At 46.3% G+C, this 17112-nt stretch carries 13 protein-coding genes; 3 read left to right on the top strand and 10 right to left on the bottom strand.

From position 1 onward, the window contains the following. The 9 genes from OCV96_RS18745 to srtB all read right to left on the bottom strand — a co-directional run. Positions 1-236, bottom strand: a 236-nt coding sequence (locus tag OCV96_RS18745; protein WP_262595154.1) for a hypothetical protein, incomplete at its 3' end; no start/stop codon positions are given. A 445-nt stretch (positions 237-681) separates the two neighbouring features. After that, the gene (locus OCV96_RS18740; protein ID WP_262595153.1) at positions 682-1110 is read right to left on the bottom strand and encodes a DUF6560 family protein; all 429 of its coding nucleotides are present in this window, start codon (positions 1108-1110) and stop codon (positions 682-684) included. Between the two features lie 91 nt (positions 1111-1201). After that, entirely contained in the window at positions 1202-2410 is a 1209-nt protein-coding gene (locus OCV96_RS18735) for an NADP-dependent isocitrate dehydrogenase (RefSeq protein ID WP_117467187.1), read from the bottom strand. 181 nt (positions 2411-2591) lie between these two features. Continuing rightward, positions 2592-3296 (bottom strand): GntR family transcriptional regulator, encoded by a 705-nt coding sequence (locus OCV96_RS18730; protein ID WP_022312873.1) that lies wholly within the window; start codon positions 3294-3296, stop codon positions 2592-2594. Between the two features lie 44 nt (positions 3297-3340). Continuing rightward, on the bottom strand, positions 3341-4753 hold the full coding sequence (locus OCV96_RS18725) for a beta/alpha barrel domain-containing protein (RefSeq protein ID WP_117467185.1): 1413 nt from the start codon (positions 4751-4753) through the stop codon (positions 3341-3343). Between the two features lie 189 nt (positions 4754-4942). Further along, positions 4943-5863 (bottom strand): S8 family peptidase, encoded by a 921-nt coding sequence (locus OCV96_RS18720; protein WP_262595152.1) that lies wholly within the window; start codon positions 5861-5863, stop codon positions 4943-4945. Between the two features lie 93 nt (positions 5864-5956). Beyond that, positions 5957-7264: a leucine-rich repeat domain-containing protein gene (locus tag OCV96_RS18715; protein ID WP_262595151.1), complete on the bottom strand. Its 1308-nt coding sequence runs from the start codon at positions 7262-7264 to the stop codon at positions 5957-5959. Between the two features lie 24 nt (positions 7265-7288). After that, positions 7289-11803 carry a leucine-rich repeat protein gene (locus OCV96_RS18710; RefSeq protein ID WP_262595150.1) on the bottom strand — a complete coding sequence of 1505 codons (4515 nt, stop codon included), beginning with the start codon at positions 11801-11803 and terminating at the stop codon, positions 7289-7291. 3 nt (positions 11804-11806) lie between these two features. After that, entirely contained in the window at positions 11807-13096 is a 1290-nt protein-coding gene (gene srtB / locus OCV96_RS18705) for a class B sortase (RefSeq protein WP_227063811.1), read from the bottom strand. Between the two features lie 162 nt (positions 13097-13258). Between srtB and OCV96_RS18700 the strand changes: the two genes are divergently transcribed. From OCV96_RS18700 to OCV96_RS18690, 3 genes are all read left to right on the top strand, one after another. Further along, positions 13259-13525, top strand: a complete 267-nt coding sequence (locus OCV96_RS18700; protein ID WP_117467173.1) for a chorion class high-cysteine HCB protein 13 — start codon at positions 13259-13261, stop codon at positions 13523-13525. A 152-nt stretch (positions 13526-13677) separates the two neighbouring features. Next, positions 13678-14169 (top strand): hypothetical protein, encoded by a 492-nt coding sequence (locus OCV96_RS18695; protein WP_022312422.1) that lies wholly within the window; start codon positions 13678-13680, stop codon positions 14167-14169. Next, complete coding sequence (locus OCV96_RS18690) at positions 14132-14434, top strand: hypothetical protein (protein WP_262595149.1); 303 nt, start codon at positions 14132-14134, stop codon at positions 14432-14434. The genes OCV96_RS18695 and OCV96_RS18690 overlap by 38 nt, the downstream gene beginning before the upstream one ends. Positions 14435-14612: 178 nt before the next feature. On the opposite strand, the gene leuS is transcribed toward OCV96_RS18690, so the two are convergent. Next, positions 14613-17024 carry a leucine--tRNA ligase gene (gene leuS / locus OCV96_RS18685; RefSeq protein ID WP_262595148.1) on the bottom strand — a complete coding sequence of 804 codons (2412 nt, stop codon included), beginning with the start codon at positions 17022-17024 and terminating at the stop codon, positions 14613-14615. Between the last annotated feature and the right edge of the window lie 88 nt (positions 17025-17112).

Here is a 17112-nt window from a genome sequence, read left to right as displayed (position 1 = left end):
CACTGGTTCTGGCTGTTGTTCTCCTCCGCATTGGTTGCATTGCCGTAGCCTGCATCATCCGTGCCGTCGGACTTGCTGTTCTTCTTATTGTTGCCATTCCCCTTACCGTTTCCCTTGCCGTTATTTCCGGAATTTCCGTTTCCGTTGTTTCCGCTGCCGGAATTGTCCTTGTTGTTCCCGTTGCCGTTGCCGGAATTACCCTTCCGGTCATCATCGGTATGGAGATTATAGTTCAATAAGAGTAACTTTTCCCTCCCTGTCGGTCACTTGGATGAGGTTGTCTGATTCTCTATATCCTCCCGAAGAATCTCCTGCCGAAGAAACATCCTCTGATCCAGTTTATTTTCTTCACAATAATATTTTATTTCATCAAACAGCCTTTTTTTATTCCGTATTAAATCCACCTTCTTCCACTTTCGCATGCTTTTATCGTTTGCCGATTCCTTTCCTTCTATTGTACCTGTATCCCCGATCCCCCGCAACTATTCTTCGCCAAAATGCCCCAAATTCTTCCAAGATAATTAATGAAAAATCCACGAAAAAAGCAGAGATGACATTAAAATCATCTCTGCTTTTTTCGTAAACATGGTACTACTCCTTTGTATTTCGAGTAAAAAAATATGGGAAGACTAAGCTTCCCACTCGTTAATGTTCATCTCTTTACGGATTGATTACCGAAGGTTAATGGAGACCTAAATACCCTTTTCCCTTTATCAGTTTTTCAGCCTCTTCACTGTTTTCCATCATTCCGGTTTCGATACATATCTTTCGGTCTGTCTGGATCAGAATTCTATACGCCCCTCTTCCAGCCGACTTATAACGCACCGATCTCACGTCTTCCCATGAGTATTTTTTCTCTTTTCCCCAAATGGAACGGTAAGTAATATCATTCCGCGTCATAGTAATTCTTTTGTTGCGCCAAAACAGGAGGAAATAGCTCCCTTCCATTCCACATAATATGAAAAAGATAATGCCTGCGCCTTTCACTTCCTTTGAAATGCTTGAAATCAATATTAAAAAAACTCCCACTCCGATGAACCAGAAAAACACTCCAAGTAGCAATGGTGTCAATGTTCTTCCGGAACACACAGCTTCTTTTTCATCCTTCACTTCTGTAATCCTCCGGTAAGATCTTTGGGTGTACACCAAAAACGGATGCCCCCATTCCTACAGGGAAGCATCCATTTCTTCCATTTTATTTTTACAGCAGGCTGTCCAGTGTCTCTCTGATCGCCTTGATGAAGTCAAGGCTGTTGAGGATCACGGGATGCTCACAGGTAGAGATCAGGGACAGGCTCTTGGTCATCTTGCCGTCCTCGATGGTCTTGATGCATGCCTGCTCCAGCTTGTCTGCGAAGTTGCACAGCTCGGGGATCTGATCCAGTTCACCGCGCTTTCTGAGAGCTCCGGTCCATGCGTAGATGGTAGCGATGGAGTTGGTGGAGGTCTCTTCGCCCTTTAAGTGCTTGTAGTAATGACGCTGTACGGTTCCGTGAGCAGCCTCATACTCATAGACACCGCTGGGAGATACCAGTACGGAAGTCATCATGGACAGATCGCCGTAAGCGGTAGCTACCATATCGGACATTACATCACCATCATAGTTCTTGCAGGCCCAGATGAATCCGCCCTCAGAACGGATGACACGGGCTACGGCATCATCGATCAGGGTATAGAAATATGTAATGCCCAGTTCCTCGAATTTTGCCTTGTACTCGTTATCATAGATCTCCTGGAAAATATCCTTGAAGGTATGATCGTATTTTTTGGAAATGGTGTCCTTGGTGGAGAACCACAGATCCTGCTTCGTATCTACGGCATAGCTGAAGCATGCTCTTGCAAAGCTCTCGATAGACTTATTCGTATTGTGGATACCCTGAATGATACCTGCTCCATCAAAATTATGGATCAGTTCACGGGTCTCGGTGCCGTCTGCTGCAGTAAATACCAGTTCTGCCTTACCGGGGCCGGGTACCTTGATCTCAGTATTTTTATACACATCGCCGTAAGCATGACGGGCAATGGTAATGGGCTTGGTCCAGTTCTTGACATAAGGAACGATACCCTTTACCAGAATCGGTGCACGGAATACAGTACCGTCTAAGATCGCACGGATGGTTCCGTTGGGACTCTTCCACATTTCCTTCAGATTATACTCTGTCATTCTGGCAGCGTTGGGGGTAATGGTCGCACATTTTACAGCAACGCCGTACTTCAATGTGGCATTGGCAGAATCCACGGTTACCTGATCATCGGTCTCATTACGATGCTCCAGTCCAAGATCATAGTACTCTGTCTTCAGATCGATGTAAGGCAGTAACAGTTCATCCTTGATCATCTGCCAGAGGATTCTGGTCATTTCGTCTCCGTCCATCTCTACGAGAGGGGTTGTCATTTTGATCTTTTCCATAATGATTTCCTTTCCGGTATTTATTCTTTTACTTTGCAATAGCTATCCAGAACCACATTGGCAAAATCGCTTCTGCAAGGCTTCACCGAATAACATGCCTGCATGTTATTTGCTCATGTGGTTACTTCGCCCATTGGCTCTGAATAATTACATTCTACAGTAAGTTTCACAGACAGGCAACCTATTCCTGCGGCTTATCCTGCTGTGCATAGGCCTCGTTCAGACCGTTTTTCACCATGTTGTCATAGGCGTTGATCATGTGCTGGTGTGCCAGCTGCTCTGCCAGATCGGCATTGCCTGCCTTGATGGCCTCCATGATCTGCTCATGCTCTTCATTGGATTTGGGGCCGCGGTTGGCACTGGCCAATGTTTTCTTGCGGACACGCAGGACATACTGATGGAAGTCCTTCAGCTGATGCTCCAGCATCTTGCTGTCACATGCCTCATACAGAATATCATGGAAACGATTATCTAACTCCGCCAGCTGCTCCAGATGCCCCTTCTGGGCATGGAACTTGGACAGATAGACATTCTCTTCCATCTCTTCCATCTGCTCCTTGGTGATATGTTCCGTAGCCCACCGAGCACACAGACCTTCCAGCAGGGAACGGATCATGTAAATATCCTTCACATCCTTCTGGGTAATACCGGTGACATAGGCTCCCTTGTTGGGGATGATCTGAATCAGTCCCTCCAGCTCCAGCTGACGGAACGCCTCTCTGACGGGGGTTCTGCTGACTCCCATCTCCTCGCCGATAGCCACTTCCTTCAATTCTTCATGTTCCTGATATTTTCCGCTTAAGATGTCTTCTCTCAGCTTGTGAAATACCCGTCCCCGCAGGGAGAACTTATCCGTTACTTCCTGCTTTACATCATACTTACTCACTATAATCCTCATTTCTGGGTAGCAAAAAATGCCGCCATATTTTCTTACTCACCGATCTTCAGGTTCTTCTCCAGGCAGATACGGTTGACGCAGGCCACAATCTCTTCATCCGTAAGCACGGTGACACGTCCACCGGCGTACTCCTCGTCTACCCACTTTTTGATCTCCGCTACCAGTTCGGAAGTCTTCTGTACCTGCTTGTCTCCCTTTAACTTATAATAGGTGTTCAGCCAGTGTGCGATACCTGCCAGACCGGAGGTGTTGGAAATAGCGCACAATACCGGACGATTCAGGAATTTCTCGGTATCGAAAATGTTGTAGATCTCTTCGTTCTTAAGCAGACCGTCCGCATGGATACCGGCTCTGGTCACGTTAAAATTCTTGCCGACAAACGGGGTTCTGGGCGGGATCTGATAGCCGATCTCCTTCTCATAGTACTCTGCCAGCTCCGTGATGACACGGGTATTCATACCGTTCAGATCACCCTTCAACTGTGCATATTCGAATACCATTGCCTCCAGCGGTGTATTACCGGTACGCTCACCGATACCAAACAGTGAGGTATTTACACCGGAACAGCCGTACAACCATGCTGTGGTGGAATTGGACACCGCCTTGTAAAAGTCATTGTGACCATGCCATTCGATCAGCTCATGCGGCACACCTGCGTGGGTATGGATTGCGTAAATGATACCCTGTACACTACGGGGAATAACGGCACCGGGATAGTTGACACCGTATCCCATGGTATCGCAGGCCCGGACCTTGATGGGGATCTGATACTCCTTCATCAGTTTCATCAGTTCCAGGCAGAACGGAACCACATAACCGTAGATATCCGCTCTGGTGATATCCTCCAGATGACATCTGGGGCTGATACCCTCCTCCAGGCAGTCACGGATAACGCTTAAATAGTGATCCATGGCCTGTCTTCTGGTCATTTTTAATTTCAGGAAAATATGATAATCGGAACAGCTGACCAGAATGCCAGTCTCCTTCATTCCGATCTCTTTTACCAGCTTAAAGTCCTCCTTGCTGGCACGGATCCAGCTGGTAACTTCGGGGAACTTGTATCCCCTCTCCATACATTTATAAACAGCGTCTCTGTCCTTCTTGCTGTACAGGAAAAATTCACTGGCACGGATCATTCCGTTGGGGCCACCCAGTTCATGCAGATAGTCATAGATTTTTACGATCTGCTCTGTGGTATAAGGTGCTCTGGACTGCTGTCCGTCTCTGAAGGTAGTATCTGTGATCCAGATATCCTTTGGCATGTTATGAGGCACGATACGATCATTAAAAGGTATTTTGGGGATTTCGGAATAAGGGAACATGTTACGGAACACGTTCGGCTTCTCCACATCATCCAGTATGTACATATGCTCTTCAATCTCCAAAAGGTTGTTCTTCGGATTCATGGAGACCGGACGATTCTGAAATGCATCACTTTCTCTCATTGGTATACCTCTCTTCCCTGACATTCGATATCTGCAAGATTTTATAATTTTTACTCTGCGCAGTAAAAATACATTTTGCAGTTCTCGTATCATTGTATACAATCATACCATTTGTGTCAATATCTTTGGTATTTATTTTATTGACTTATTTTAATCATATTTTTTATTTTTCCCAGTGATTTTATCCTTTTACTTGTTTTCTAATAATCTCCGTACATTAAGCATGCCGAAGCCCTGCTTGTTCCACGGCTCTCCCAGATCGGTAGCTGTAAGGGACAGCAGACGAACAAATTCTTCATTGGTAATTCCCGGATATTTTTCCATAGCAAGGGCTGCCGCCCCGGATACAATGGGTGTTGCCATGGATGTGCCGCTTTTTGCTACATAGGGTCTGTAGATTCTGCCGTTCCGGTTCTGCCAGAAAGCATTACAGGACAGAATCCTTGTCCCCGGAGCCACAATATCCGGTTTACGGGTCACATCATATCTTCTGCCCCTGCCGGAGTACGTCTCACACCTTCCGGGATCATTTTTACAATATCTTCCGTCATGACACCCCACCGTCAGAACCTTTCTGCTACTGGCCATCTCCGAAATACTACCATCCTCCGGACCGGTATTACCTGCAGCGCAGACCACGAGAATATTATGATCCCACAACAATTCCAGAGATTTTCGCAACATCTGCTCCTTGTAACGTTCCTTCAGGTCTCCGATCCCCACAGAGATATTCAGAACACGGATTCCATACCTGTTTTTCACCCGCAGTACCCATTCCAGAGCTTCCTGCATGGAATCACAGGAGCCCTCCCCCTGTCTGTCCAGCACTTTTCCCACCACAAGCTTTGCCTCCGGTGCCATTCCGCGAAATCTTCCTCCGGACAGTTCTCCGCTTCCGCATACAATCCCGCAGACATGTGTCCCGTGTCCATTATCGTCATACGGAAAGGAACGGCCTTCTACAAAGTCGGAAAAAGCAAGCAGCCGTCCTACCAGATCCGGATGATAAGCAATTCCGGTATCCAGCACAGCAACAGTCACAGATTTCACACGTCCTGCCCCACTATGCAATTGTTCCGGCACCTGTACCTGTTCCCTTACCCGCTGCATCTTGTTCCTTCCCCGTAAAATAAGACAAAACCGGCATAAGACTTATTCTATCTTATGCCGGTTTCTTATCCTGGTGTCGGTAAAATCTGACCCTTATTCATTTATAATTTCGATTCCCTCCGGGAATGCGCTGTCACCGATATTGGTGACACTTGCAGGCAGATGCACCTTTTTCAGTTCCGTATGGCTGCGGAACACTTCATCAGCGATCACACGAACACCATCCGGTATGGTCACTTCGGGAAGGTCCCCCTTGTAAGCCACCAGAATGTCCCCGCTGATCAGGTAATCATCCATGCTGTTTTCTTCAAAATCATCCATCCATCCGGTATGCGTAAATGCCTTGGCTTCCACCCGGGTCACCGTATCCGGCAATATCACACTATTCAGATCATCACAGTGATAAAATGCTGCATAATCAATAGTGGTCACACCTTCCGGTAAAGTAATCGACTGTACAGAACTTCTGGAAAAAGCAAAACGTCCGATTTCGGTCGTTCCCTCCGGTATGCTCACTGCTCCTACCGACTGGTTCCTGTAATATTTCCATTCCGGAATTTTTCCGTCTTCTGTTTCCGCTGTGATATTCTGCGGTTCACCGTCAGTCTCCTGTCCTGCTACCGGTTCCGTATAGCCCTGTTGCACAGTTTCTTCCTCAGGCAGCATCATAACCATCGCATGATTTCCTACGACAAAGGTACTGCCGATCACATTTCCGGGCACCGGTGTCGGTGCAGGGGTCGGCGTTTCAGTGGGGGCAGGCTCTGTTGTTGCCTGTGAATCCGAAGTTCCGTCTGCCGCCGGTGTCGCCGTCGGCGCTGCCGTTACCAGAGGACTCTGACTTTTCTGCTCTGCCAGCTTCTGTGCAAACTTTTCAGCCACGCTGCCTTCGTCCGCATGAATCGTTACGTTATCACAATTTAAGAATGCATCGTCTGCGATGCTTGTCACCGTGTCCGGAATATAAATATCCGTAAGGTTCGTACATCCGGCAAATGCCTGTGCATCAATACTCTGTACATTCTCAGGGATCGTGATCTGTTTCAGTCCGGTGCATCCTGAAAAAGCATATTCATCCACTGAGGTAAGACCTTTGCCAAGTACAACCTCTTCCAGATGATTACAGCCCCAGAACACATAGGCATCCAGTCGTTTCACAGATTTGGGAACCACAACAAACTGTACCTTCTGATTGTTCTCAAAGGCACTCTCACCCACGACTTCCACTGTATCGGGAATCGTGACACGTTCATCGCTTCCTCTGTATTTTGTCAGTGTACTGCCTTCAATCTGAAAATCGGAGGCAGACGCTGCCGCATCTGCCTCCGACACAGGAAGATGTGTCAGGATCAATGCGGTAGCTATCAATACCAATGCAACTACCCACTTTTTATGATTCATAAACCTTCCCATCCTTTATTTTCACTAGGCTCTTGCCTTGCGCAGAGTCTTCTTATCCTTCTTCATGAAGAATACTATGGACAGACATGCTAGCCCCAGAGACAGGAACCACTTCGGATGAATGGCATCTCCGGTCTTAGGAGTGCTGTCTGCGATTGTTCCGGCTGTCAGGTTGTTCGTATCCACATAGATCACATACGGTGAGAAATGCTCCGCCGTAAAGGTAATGCAGGATACTCCGGAAATCGTGGAGAACTTCGGTGTCAGCTTGTCTAACTTACTGTTCACCACTCCTGCTACCTTGTTGTTACCTGCATAGGTGATCAGAGAATCCGGAATCGGCAGGGTAATGCTGATGGACAATCCTGTGGTATCCGTGATCTTGTTATTGCCGGTGGAATCATAGAGACTGATATCCATCGGGAAATACTTGATGGCACTGATATCGTTGCCATACTCTGCCATCAACGCCTTTACTACTTCCTCTGAAGCAGATGCGCTCTCAGTGATCTTGATCACAAAGTTATCGGAAGATCCGTTTACCGTTGCAGATACCACACCGGTATTGGACAGACCGTTCTTGTCAATAACAACAGTGGTTCTGCCGCCGGAAACATTACCTGTGGTAGTACTGTTCGGCCTTCTGTTGGAATTGGAATTCGTAGAATTACCACTTCCGGTAGAAGTACTGGTATTAGAACCGTTTGACTTTGTATAGTTTGCCGTAACCGTTACATTTCCCGCAGGCATGGTGATTACCGTTGCCGATAATACCTTACTTGCTATAGTGGTATTGGATGGATCGATCGTCCAGTTGCTGAACTGCATGCCCTTGGCCGGATCATTTGCAATGATGATCGGCTGGGAACCGGCAGCATAACTTCCGGAACCGGAACCGTTCTTAACTGTCAATGTGTACAGTTTTGTTGTGGTGTTAGTCCCGGGAGCCGGTGTTGCTGTCGTTCCCGGTGCCGGTGTTGCTGTGGCGTTCGGATCGTCCTGGCTTCCGGTAATAGCATACTGGGCATAAGTATCCGTATCCTTGGTGATTCCGGTAATGGCAGGTCTCCATCCTGTAAAGGTATAACCGCTTCTGGTAGGGCTCTGTGGTGCAATGGCATCTTCGCCGGACGCTACCTTCTGCACGTACAGCACCGTATCATCGTAATCAATGAAACGTACCGTGAATTTGGAGTCTTCGGAATCATTCTTCTCATACTGGGCATAAATCGTGGTATTCGCCTGAATGTTGGTAACCGCAGGCCTCCATCCGATAAAGGTATATCCTTCTCTCTTAGGATCAATAGGAGGTTCTGCATCCTTTCCGGGAGCTACCAGCATAGTCTTCAGTACGCTGTCATCCCAGTCAAGGAAAGTTACCGTATATTTGGAAGCATCCGGATCATCTGCTTCGTACTGGGCAGTTACCTGCAGATCGGCCTGTACCCCATGATAATCCGGAACCCATCCGGTAAGGGTATATCCCTCTCTGCCTTTAACTTCAGGGGGAACTGCATCTCCCCCTGCTGCTACCGTCTGTGTATCCAGAAGCGTAGAATCCCAATCCCAGAAAGTTACGGTATAGAACAGTTCCAGCGGCTTTGAGGTCGTCATAATACCGTTCTTTGTTGCATAGATATATGCATTACTGCCATCTACGCAGTAGAACTGCAGTGCACTCTTATCGGTGGTTCCACCGAAGGCATCATTATCCAGATAGCTGACACTTTCCGGCACTTCCATGTAGGCAATACTACTGTTCGTAAAGGAATCCTTACTAATGGACTTACAGGTATCCGGCAGATAAACTGCGAACAGCTTCGGAGTATCCATAAAAGCACCTTCCGGAATATCTGTCACAAAGGAGGTACGCAGATCCACGGAACTTACCTTGGTGCCCGCAAATGCTTCCTCAGCAATTCCGGTGACTCCCTCTACTTCCGTAGGAGCTACCACTCCGCTGGCTCTTCCTTCCAGAAATTCAATGATATCTTTCTTCTTTCCGTTTTCCAGACTGTAGATAATAGAATTATCACAGGTGAAATAAGGACTTCCCTGGAAATCCACCGTTGTCAGTTTCTCACAGCCGGTGAAAGGACGTTTTCCCATTGTTGTTGTGGTGGCAGGTACTGCCACACCGGTCAGATTTGTACATCCCTTAAAAGCATAATCATCAATCTTCGTAGTTCTGTCTTTCAGATAGACACCACTCAGATTCGTACAATCCTTGAAAGTCTCCTTGCCAATCTCCAACAGTCCGTAAGCGGTCAATGTCTTGGTCGTATTGGACGGCAGAGCTTCCGAAGGTTCTGTGGCAGTAAACAGATTTTCTTTAATGGTTTCAATACCGTAAGGTAATTCGATCTGCAGTGCCGCATTGATGATCTCACGTTCATAATCCGTCATAGGTTCTGAATTCGTACCAAGATATTTATCTACCGCAGTCTTAGCCGCCTCCTGGTATTCCAGTGTCATATAAGCATAATTGCCTGTGGTATATTTCGAACCGGACTGAATTTCTTTAAACGTAGGATAATCTGCCAATTCATTTTTGTCCGTATCCGGGTTATACTTTACTTCCAGATTCTTCGGCCAGCCACTGTAATAGGTAATATAGGTTCTTTCCTGGTTTCCTCTGTTAATATAGCTGTTCGGATCCATTGCATAATTGAACGGTGCCGAATCATCCGAGATAGGGCCTGTAAAATACAATTGCTGTACATCAGTTGCGTCCTTGTTACCGCAATCTACCTTATGATATTCCACCTCCTGGGTCTTGAATGCATCTGTACCGATACTGGTAATATTGACAGGCTCCTTGAAAATGACATCTTTCAAATTATGGCAGCCTTTAAACGCACTGTCTTCAATCGTAGTAATAGAGGAGGGAATCGTAATTCTCCTCAGATAACAGTTATTACGGAAAATACCGGAGCCGATCACTGTGATCTGGTAAGGTCCGACGGTATCCGGCATGGTAACAGTTTCCAGACCGCTGTCAAATTCACAGTATACTAGCTGATTAGAGGAATTCACTCTGTAAACAGCCTTTTTGCCACTTGTTTCCTGAACTGTCAGTTCATACAGATTCTGCTTGGTTCCGTCGGAATTCAGATAACTGAATGCCATATAATTATTCGTCGCACAGGTATGGAACTGGGAGCTGTCAACACTTTCCAGATAAAACTCTGCCGGTACATCCGCTTTGAAGGAATCAAAGGTATATGAAGTATCTACTGCTCCCCCCGTGATCTTCAAAGACGGGTTTGCTGCAGTTACATATTTCAGATTCTCGCATCCCCGGAACTCGGATACATCAATAGATCCGGATACCGGGCCGTTGGCATTGCTGAAAGTTCTGGGGAATGTCACAGATCTTAAATTTGCACATCCTTTAAATACATTTTTCCCAAAATTGTTTAATGCTGTTGCATTATTTGTGGAAGCCATTTCCTCTTCCACAGAGAAACCGTTATTTTCTTCTGCGTTGGACATATTAATGCCTATCATGGAATAACAGTCTTCAAATACATTATTGCCAATTGTTGTTACATTAATAGGAACCGTAAATTTTTCCATGGACTGGCAGTTGGCAAATGCGTAATCCGAAATCGTTGTCAGATTGCTGATCCTATCCAGATTTACACTGGTCATAGTAAGGCAGTTGGCAAACGCATAATCACCAATAATATTCAGACCATTTCCCAAAGAAATGCTGCTCATACCGGTACAGCCATAAAATGCATATACACCCACTCCTTTTACGCTCTTTCCGATGGTCAGTGTGTGAATATTACCATTTCCGGCAAAAATCCCCTTATCACTACTGGTGATCGGTCCTGCAATTTTCCAGGTACCTGCATCTTTTCCGGTTCCTTCCTGCAGATACTGGTTGCCGATATACCATACCTCTGCACCTTTGATACGCTGTTTATTGGAATCTGTCGTTTTCTCATAAACAGGTACAAGATCACCACCGGATACAGTATCCGACTTGTAATACAGTTCTTCAGATGATAAATTCTCCCACTGGGCACGGTCTTCATAACGGCAGGGCTGATACGATGTGCTGATCACAATCTCTGCCCCGGTTACCGGATCAGTTGTCGTCTGATTCACTGCATAGAACAGGAAATCATTTTCCTTACCTACAGCGACATAACCGCCGTTGGTTCCATCACTGTAAGAATATTTCTTATACGCATCCAGTCCATCGGGAATTACCAGGTTGTTACCTTCCAGATAGCCACCGTTGTATCCCAGGATCACGGCACCCTTATCACTGCCGCCGTCCGTTACATAGGCAAACTGATACTTACCGTCACCGGTGGTATAGATTTCTTCCTTACTGTCCAGATAAGGAATCTTCATCTGTTGCAGATAAGATTCCGTAACCTCCTTTTCTGTTCCATCTGCTGCACGCAGTCCTTCCGTAGGGATTGCCGCTACTATAATTGCCGAGATCAGAAACAATGTCCCCAGGGTCTTCCTTACTGTCTTTTTTAATCTTCTGTTAGTCTTCTTTTTACCCTTAGTCATCCTTTACTCCTTTGTCGTCACCTTTTTGGCAACCACTACAAATCTGCCGTTTTTCTCCTGATAATCACAGGTAGACAACGTTAAAAGCTGGTCACCGAACGAAGCTGTGACTCCCGTGTCATATAATGACATTTCTGCCATATCATTCATATAAGAGTCAAATTCCTGCTCGCTCTGGGCGTCTATAAACTGATAGTACTTAAATACGATTTCATCTTCACTATAGACCCGGGATCTGAATACGTACATGATCTCATACTGGCCTTTTTCATAAATGGTATCAAACTGTATGCAAGGATGTTTCTCATAATAGCTCTGGTCGCTGTATAGGGATAAGCTTCCGAACATCTGCCCGCTCTTCATATGATGTCCATACAAAATGAAGTTTGTGCTGGGCTTGAGCACATCACAATCCTTGTCCATGAAAATGGATCCGTTTTTATCATACTCCTGATTCAGATTGTGATCAAGATAATATTCATTATCCGTTGTCTGCATTACAGGGTAATCTATATTAGTATCGTCAATTTTTACCCATCCGATTAGTCTTTTGTTCTTATTTAATAAATTTTTATATTCATCCAGTACCGGAGGGGGCGTACTCTGCGTTTCATCCGCGGTGTAATGGATCACAGGATCCTGATTCTGACCGGTTGCCGGCTCTTTATCCTTCAATTCACTTAATTGCTTGTAATTATCGGCAGTACGGATGTTATACCAGTTATAAATTCCGAAATAGCCAAGGCATGCCACTGCGATCACACTGCAACAGACCACAAGAAGTTTCCTTCGTTTCTCCTGTTTTTTCAATTCTTCCTGAACGATTTTGTCAATCTCTGCCTCGTCAAACTGCGGTTCTGCTTTCTTCTTCACAGAAGTCTTCTTTTTTGTTGTCGGCCTCTTTTTGGGAACTTTTTTATCAGGACTTTCTTTTTTTACAGTTTCTTTTTTCTTTGATGCTTCTTTTTTATTTTTGGGAGTTTGGGCCTTCCCGATTGTTTTTGTATTTTCTTTCTGAAGAAAATGTCCTTTCGCCGGAGATGTTTCCGGTACTTTTCCTTCCTGTCTTTGAATGTCCTCCGACAGCTCTTCCATGTAATCCTGTCCCAGAATACTATGGAATCTACACCTGCCGCTACGGATCACTTCCAGCAGTTTCTTCTGGTCTGCCAGGCTCATCTTCTTCGTCTGTACCCGAAGATTCTCGATCACCTGCTGATCCTTCAGGGCATTCTGATAATCCGCCTCCGTGCGGAACTTTCGCCCCTCTACCACATATATCTTCTGTGCCATCTATCTATCCTTAATTTAAAATCTGTCTTTTCACAATCTATGCATGTCTATATAGATATCTATATTTTACTATATCCGGAAATTATTGCAAGTCTTTTCCGGAAACATTGACAGGCTCCCCCGCATACAATAGAGCATAAATAAAATGTGGAGGCACTAAAAATGAGTGACTTAACTGCTACAAATTGCGGCTGCAATAATTCCTGCGGCAATAACAACTGTGGTAACGGTATCTTCGGCAACAGCTGCATCTGGATCATCCTGTTGCTGTTCTGCGGCGGTGGCTGCGGTAACAACAACGGCTGCGGGCTGCTGGGCAACAACAATGGCTGCGGCGGCAATGACTGCTGTGAATGGCTGATCTGGATCCTGCTTCTGTCCTGCTTCTGCGGCGGTGGCTGCGGTAACAACAACGGTTGCGGTTGCTAATCTCTGATACTGCTTTCCGGGATCTCCCGGAGCTTTGTAGGCACGATCACTCCGGGGTACGGACTTTTCTGTACCCCGAAGGATTGATCGGCATAAGCATGCTGCCGCTCTCATAAAATACTAGTAACTCTTTTGCAGGAAGGTATCGGTACATGGATGATAAGAGAATCGACAAGGCGGCTGCCTTTGACACATTATTCACTTCCAACCGCATTCAGATTCTGAAAATACTGGCTTATTATATGGATCCCCGGCTGCTGAAAGGACTTGCTGTTTACATAAAAATGTCGGAGTTGCAATACACGCTAACACTTTTTCGCAGGCATCCGGAGACTTCTCTGTGCATTGCTCCCTCTTCTGCAAACGAAGAAACTGCCACTGAACTGTGTAATGATCTCATGCCCTTGTGCGACGAGACTCAGAAATCAGCTCTTCGACAAATCACACAAATGATGGACAATATTCATAATTTCCAGGAAATGATGGAAATGGTGCAGACCATGCAGGAATTGTTTCCGGAGGGCTTCTCCGATCTCTCCGGCATGGATCCGTCTATGTTGTCCGGTCTTTTTTCCACTGCAAAATCAGACACAGGAGGTCAGAAAAATGGACTATTCCAAGACACCCCTCTGGATGCAGGATGATCTCGTGAAGGACATCCCCAGAGAAAAACTGGATTTTCTCTCGAAACTTTTTGCCCAGGGGCACGGTAAAAGTCAAAAAGAAATGATGGCACTTCTCATGCCCGCCATGCGTAAAGCGAAACAGGAACACCTGACTTTTACCCCGCAGGAAATGCAGGCCGCCATCACCGCTATCAAAAAATACAGTACGGAATCGGAGCTTCGTCAGATTGAAAATATTCTGGAGAAAAGCCGATCACAAAAAAATAACTCCCGGCAGACTTAATGTCTGTCAAGAGTTATTTTATTCAACGTTCAGCCAACGCCATTCGCAAAGTCGCGTTATCACGCTTTCCATCACTACGTGACTACCTTTGTTCATAAGACGGCGTTTACCTCATGGACATATTCGATCATAAAATCATGCAAGCATGATTTTATTTCACTTATTGTCCATGGCTGAACTACTTAACTACGATGTTGACGATTCTGCCGGGAACATAGATCTCTTTTACGATGTTGCCGGTCAGCTTGTCTCCCAGAGCTTCTTTTGCCATGGCGATGACATTTTCCCTGGTCTCATCCTTGGAAACATTGATGGTCACACGCATCTTGCCGTTGACCTGAACACCGATCTCTACAACGCTCTCTACAGTCTTCTCTTCCTCAAATTCAGGCCATGCTGCCTGATACAGTCTGCCCTCGAATCCGGCAGTCTGCCACAGTTCCTCGGTGATATGAGGAGCCACGGGGTTCAGCAGAGTAAGCAGTGTCTTGTATTCGCCTCTGGTAATAGAGTTCTTCTTGTAGAACTCATTGATCAGGGACATCATAGCTGCGATGGCGGTGTTGTACTTCAGGTTCTCGAAATCGCTGCTGACCTTCTTGATGGTCTGGTGCATCTTGGTCTCCAAATCTGCGCTGTAGCCTTCCTCGGATGTCAATATATCCTGTAACTTCCATACTCTCTCCAGGAATCTGCGGCAGCCCTTTACGCCTTCCTCACTCCAGGAAGCGCTCAGATCAAAAGCGCCGATGAACATCTCATAGGTACGCAGAGTATCTGCACCGTAATCCTGTACGATGTCATCCGGGTTTACAACGTTGCCACGGGACTTGGACATCTTCTCGCCGTTGGAGCCAAGGATCATACCGTGGCTGGTTCTCTTCTGATAAGGTTCCGGAGTAGGTACTACCCCCTGATCATACAGGAACTTATGCCAGAAGCGGGAGTACAAAAGATGCAGTGTGGTATGCTCCATACCACCGTTGTACCAGTCAACCGGCAGCCAGTACTTTAATGCTTCGGGACTTGCCAGTGCCTTGTCATTGTGAGGATCGGTATAACGCAGGTAATACCAGGAAGAGCCAGCCCACTGAGGCATGGTATCGGTCTCTCTCTTTGCCGGACCGCCACAGCAGGGACAGGTGGTATTTACCCAGTCAGTCATGGCAGCCAAAGGAGATTCTCCGGTATCGGTAGGCATATAGCTCTCTACATCGGGTAACTGCAGAGGCAGTTCGCTCTCATCAATGGGAACATATCCGCACTTATCGCAATGCACAATAGGAATCGGCTCACCCCAGTAACGCTGTCTGGAGAATACCCAGTCTCTTAATTTATAATTGGTCTTGCGGTTACCGATGCCCTTCTCTTCCAGATAGTTCATGATCTTCTCTTTGGCTTCTGCCACAGACAGACCGTTCAGAAAATCGGAATTGACCAAAGTACCATCAGCAACATCGGTATATACAGCTTCTTCTACGCTGACAGGGCTTCCTGCAACAACTTCAATGATAGGCATACCGAATTTCTTCGCGAACTCCCAGTCTCTCTCATCGTGGGCAGGAACTGCCATGATAGCGCCGGTACCGTAAGTCATCAGTACATAATCGGATACCCAAACAGGGATTTCCTTGCCATTCACGGGGTTGGTAGCGGTCAGGCCCTGAATGCAGACACCGGTCTTATCCTTTGCCAGTTCGGTACGTTCAAAATCGGACTTCTTCGCAGCCATCTCGCGGTATGCCACGATGTCATCCCAGTTCTTGATCTCATCTTTATATTTATCCAGAACAGGATGCTCCGGAGATACTACCATGTAAGTAACCCCGAACAGAGTATCCGGTCTGGTGGTGTAAATGCGCAGCTTCTCATCCTTGCCTGTCAGGGTGAAATCAACCTCGGCACCCTGGGACTTACCGATCCAGTTCTTCTGGGAGACTTTGACACGCTCGATATAATCTACGGTATCCAGTCCCTGGATCAGCTTGTCAGCATATTCGGTGATCTTTAACATCCACTGGCTCTTGACCTTACGGATGACTTCGGAACCGCAACGTTCGCAGACGCCGTTCACTACTTCCTCATTTGCCAGACCTACCTTACAGGAGGTACACCAGTTGATAGGCATCTCCGTTTTGTAAGCCAGTCCTGCCTTGAACAGCTTTAAGAAGATCCACTGGGTCCAGTGATAATACTCGGGATCTGTGGTGTTGATTTCTCTGTCCCAGTCGAAAGAATAACCTAAGGAATGCAGCTGATTCTTGAATCTTGCCACGTTGTTCTTGGTTACGATCTTGGGATGGATATGATTCTTGATCGCGTAGTTCTCGGTAGGGAGACCGAATGCATCCCATCCCATGGGATACAGCACATTATAGCCCTGCATTCTGCGCTTACGTGCTACGATATCCAGTGCGGTATAAGGTCTCGGATGACCTACATGTAATCCCTGTCCTGAAGGATAAGGGAACTCTACCAGTGCGTAATATTTGGGCTTGGAGAAATCGTCGGAAGTCTTGAATGCTTTTTCATCATCCCAGACAGTCTGCCATTTTTTCTCTACCTCTCTGTGATTGTAAGGTACTGCCATAATTATTTCCTCCTAAACTATGAGAAGCTTTCTATTTAAATTTTTTGTTCTCAAGTCGTTAAAAAACTATCGATTATTTTATCGTGTT

Source organism: Waltera acetigignens (genome assembly GCF_025567015.1).
Taxonomy (GTDB): domain Bacteria; phylum Bacillota; class Clostridia; order Lachnospirales; family Lachnospiraceae; genus Acetatifactor; species Acetatifactor acetigignens.
Note: the sequence above shows the minus strand (reverse complement) of the source record. Positions and strands in the feature narration are given on the sequence as shown.

Bases quoted from the DNA above. Each gene is read 5' to 3' on its own strand.
- leuS (WP_262595148.1), bottom strand. From the start codon at position 17,024: ATGGCAGTACCTTACAATCACAGAGAGGTAGAGAAAAAATGGCAGACT.
- OCV96_RS18695 (WP_022312422.1), top strand. From the start codon at position 13,678: ATGGATGATAAGAGAATCGACAAGGCGGCTGCCTTTGACACATTATTC.
- OCV96_RS18715 (WP_262595151.1), bottom strand. From the start codon at position 7,264: ATGAATCATAAAAAGTGGGTAGTTGCATTGGTATTGATAGCTACCGCA.
- OCV96_RS18700 (WP_117467173.1), top strand. From the start codon at position 13,259: ATGAGTGACTTAACTGCTACAAATTGCGGCTGCAATAATTCCTGCGGC.
- OCV96_RS18725 (WP_117467185.1), bottom strand. From the start codon at position 4,753: ATGAGAGAAAGTGATGCATTTCAGAATCGTCCGGTCTCCATGAATCCG.
- OCV96_RS18735 (WP_117467187.1), bottom strand. From the start codon at position 2,410: ATGGAAAAGATCAAAATGACAACCCCTCTCGTAGAGATGGACGGAGAC.
- OCV96_RS18710 (WP_262595150.1), bottom strand. From the start codon at position 11,803: ATGACTAAGGGTAAAAAGAAGACTAACAGAAGATTAAAAAAGACAGTA.
- OCV96_RS18720 (WP_262595152.1), bottom strand. From the start codon at position 5,863: ATGCAGCGGGTAAGGGAACAGGTACAGGTGCCGGAACAATTGCATAGT.
- srtB (WP_227063811.1), bottom strand. From the start codon at position 13,096: ATGGCACAGAAGATATATGTGGTAGAGGGGCGAAAGTTCCGCACGGAG.
- OCV96_RS18690 (WP_262595149.1), top strand. From the start codon at position 14,132: ATGGACTATTCCAAGACACCCCTCTGGATGCAGGATGATCTCGTGAAG.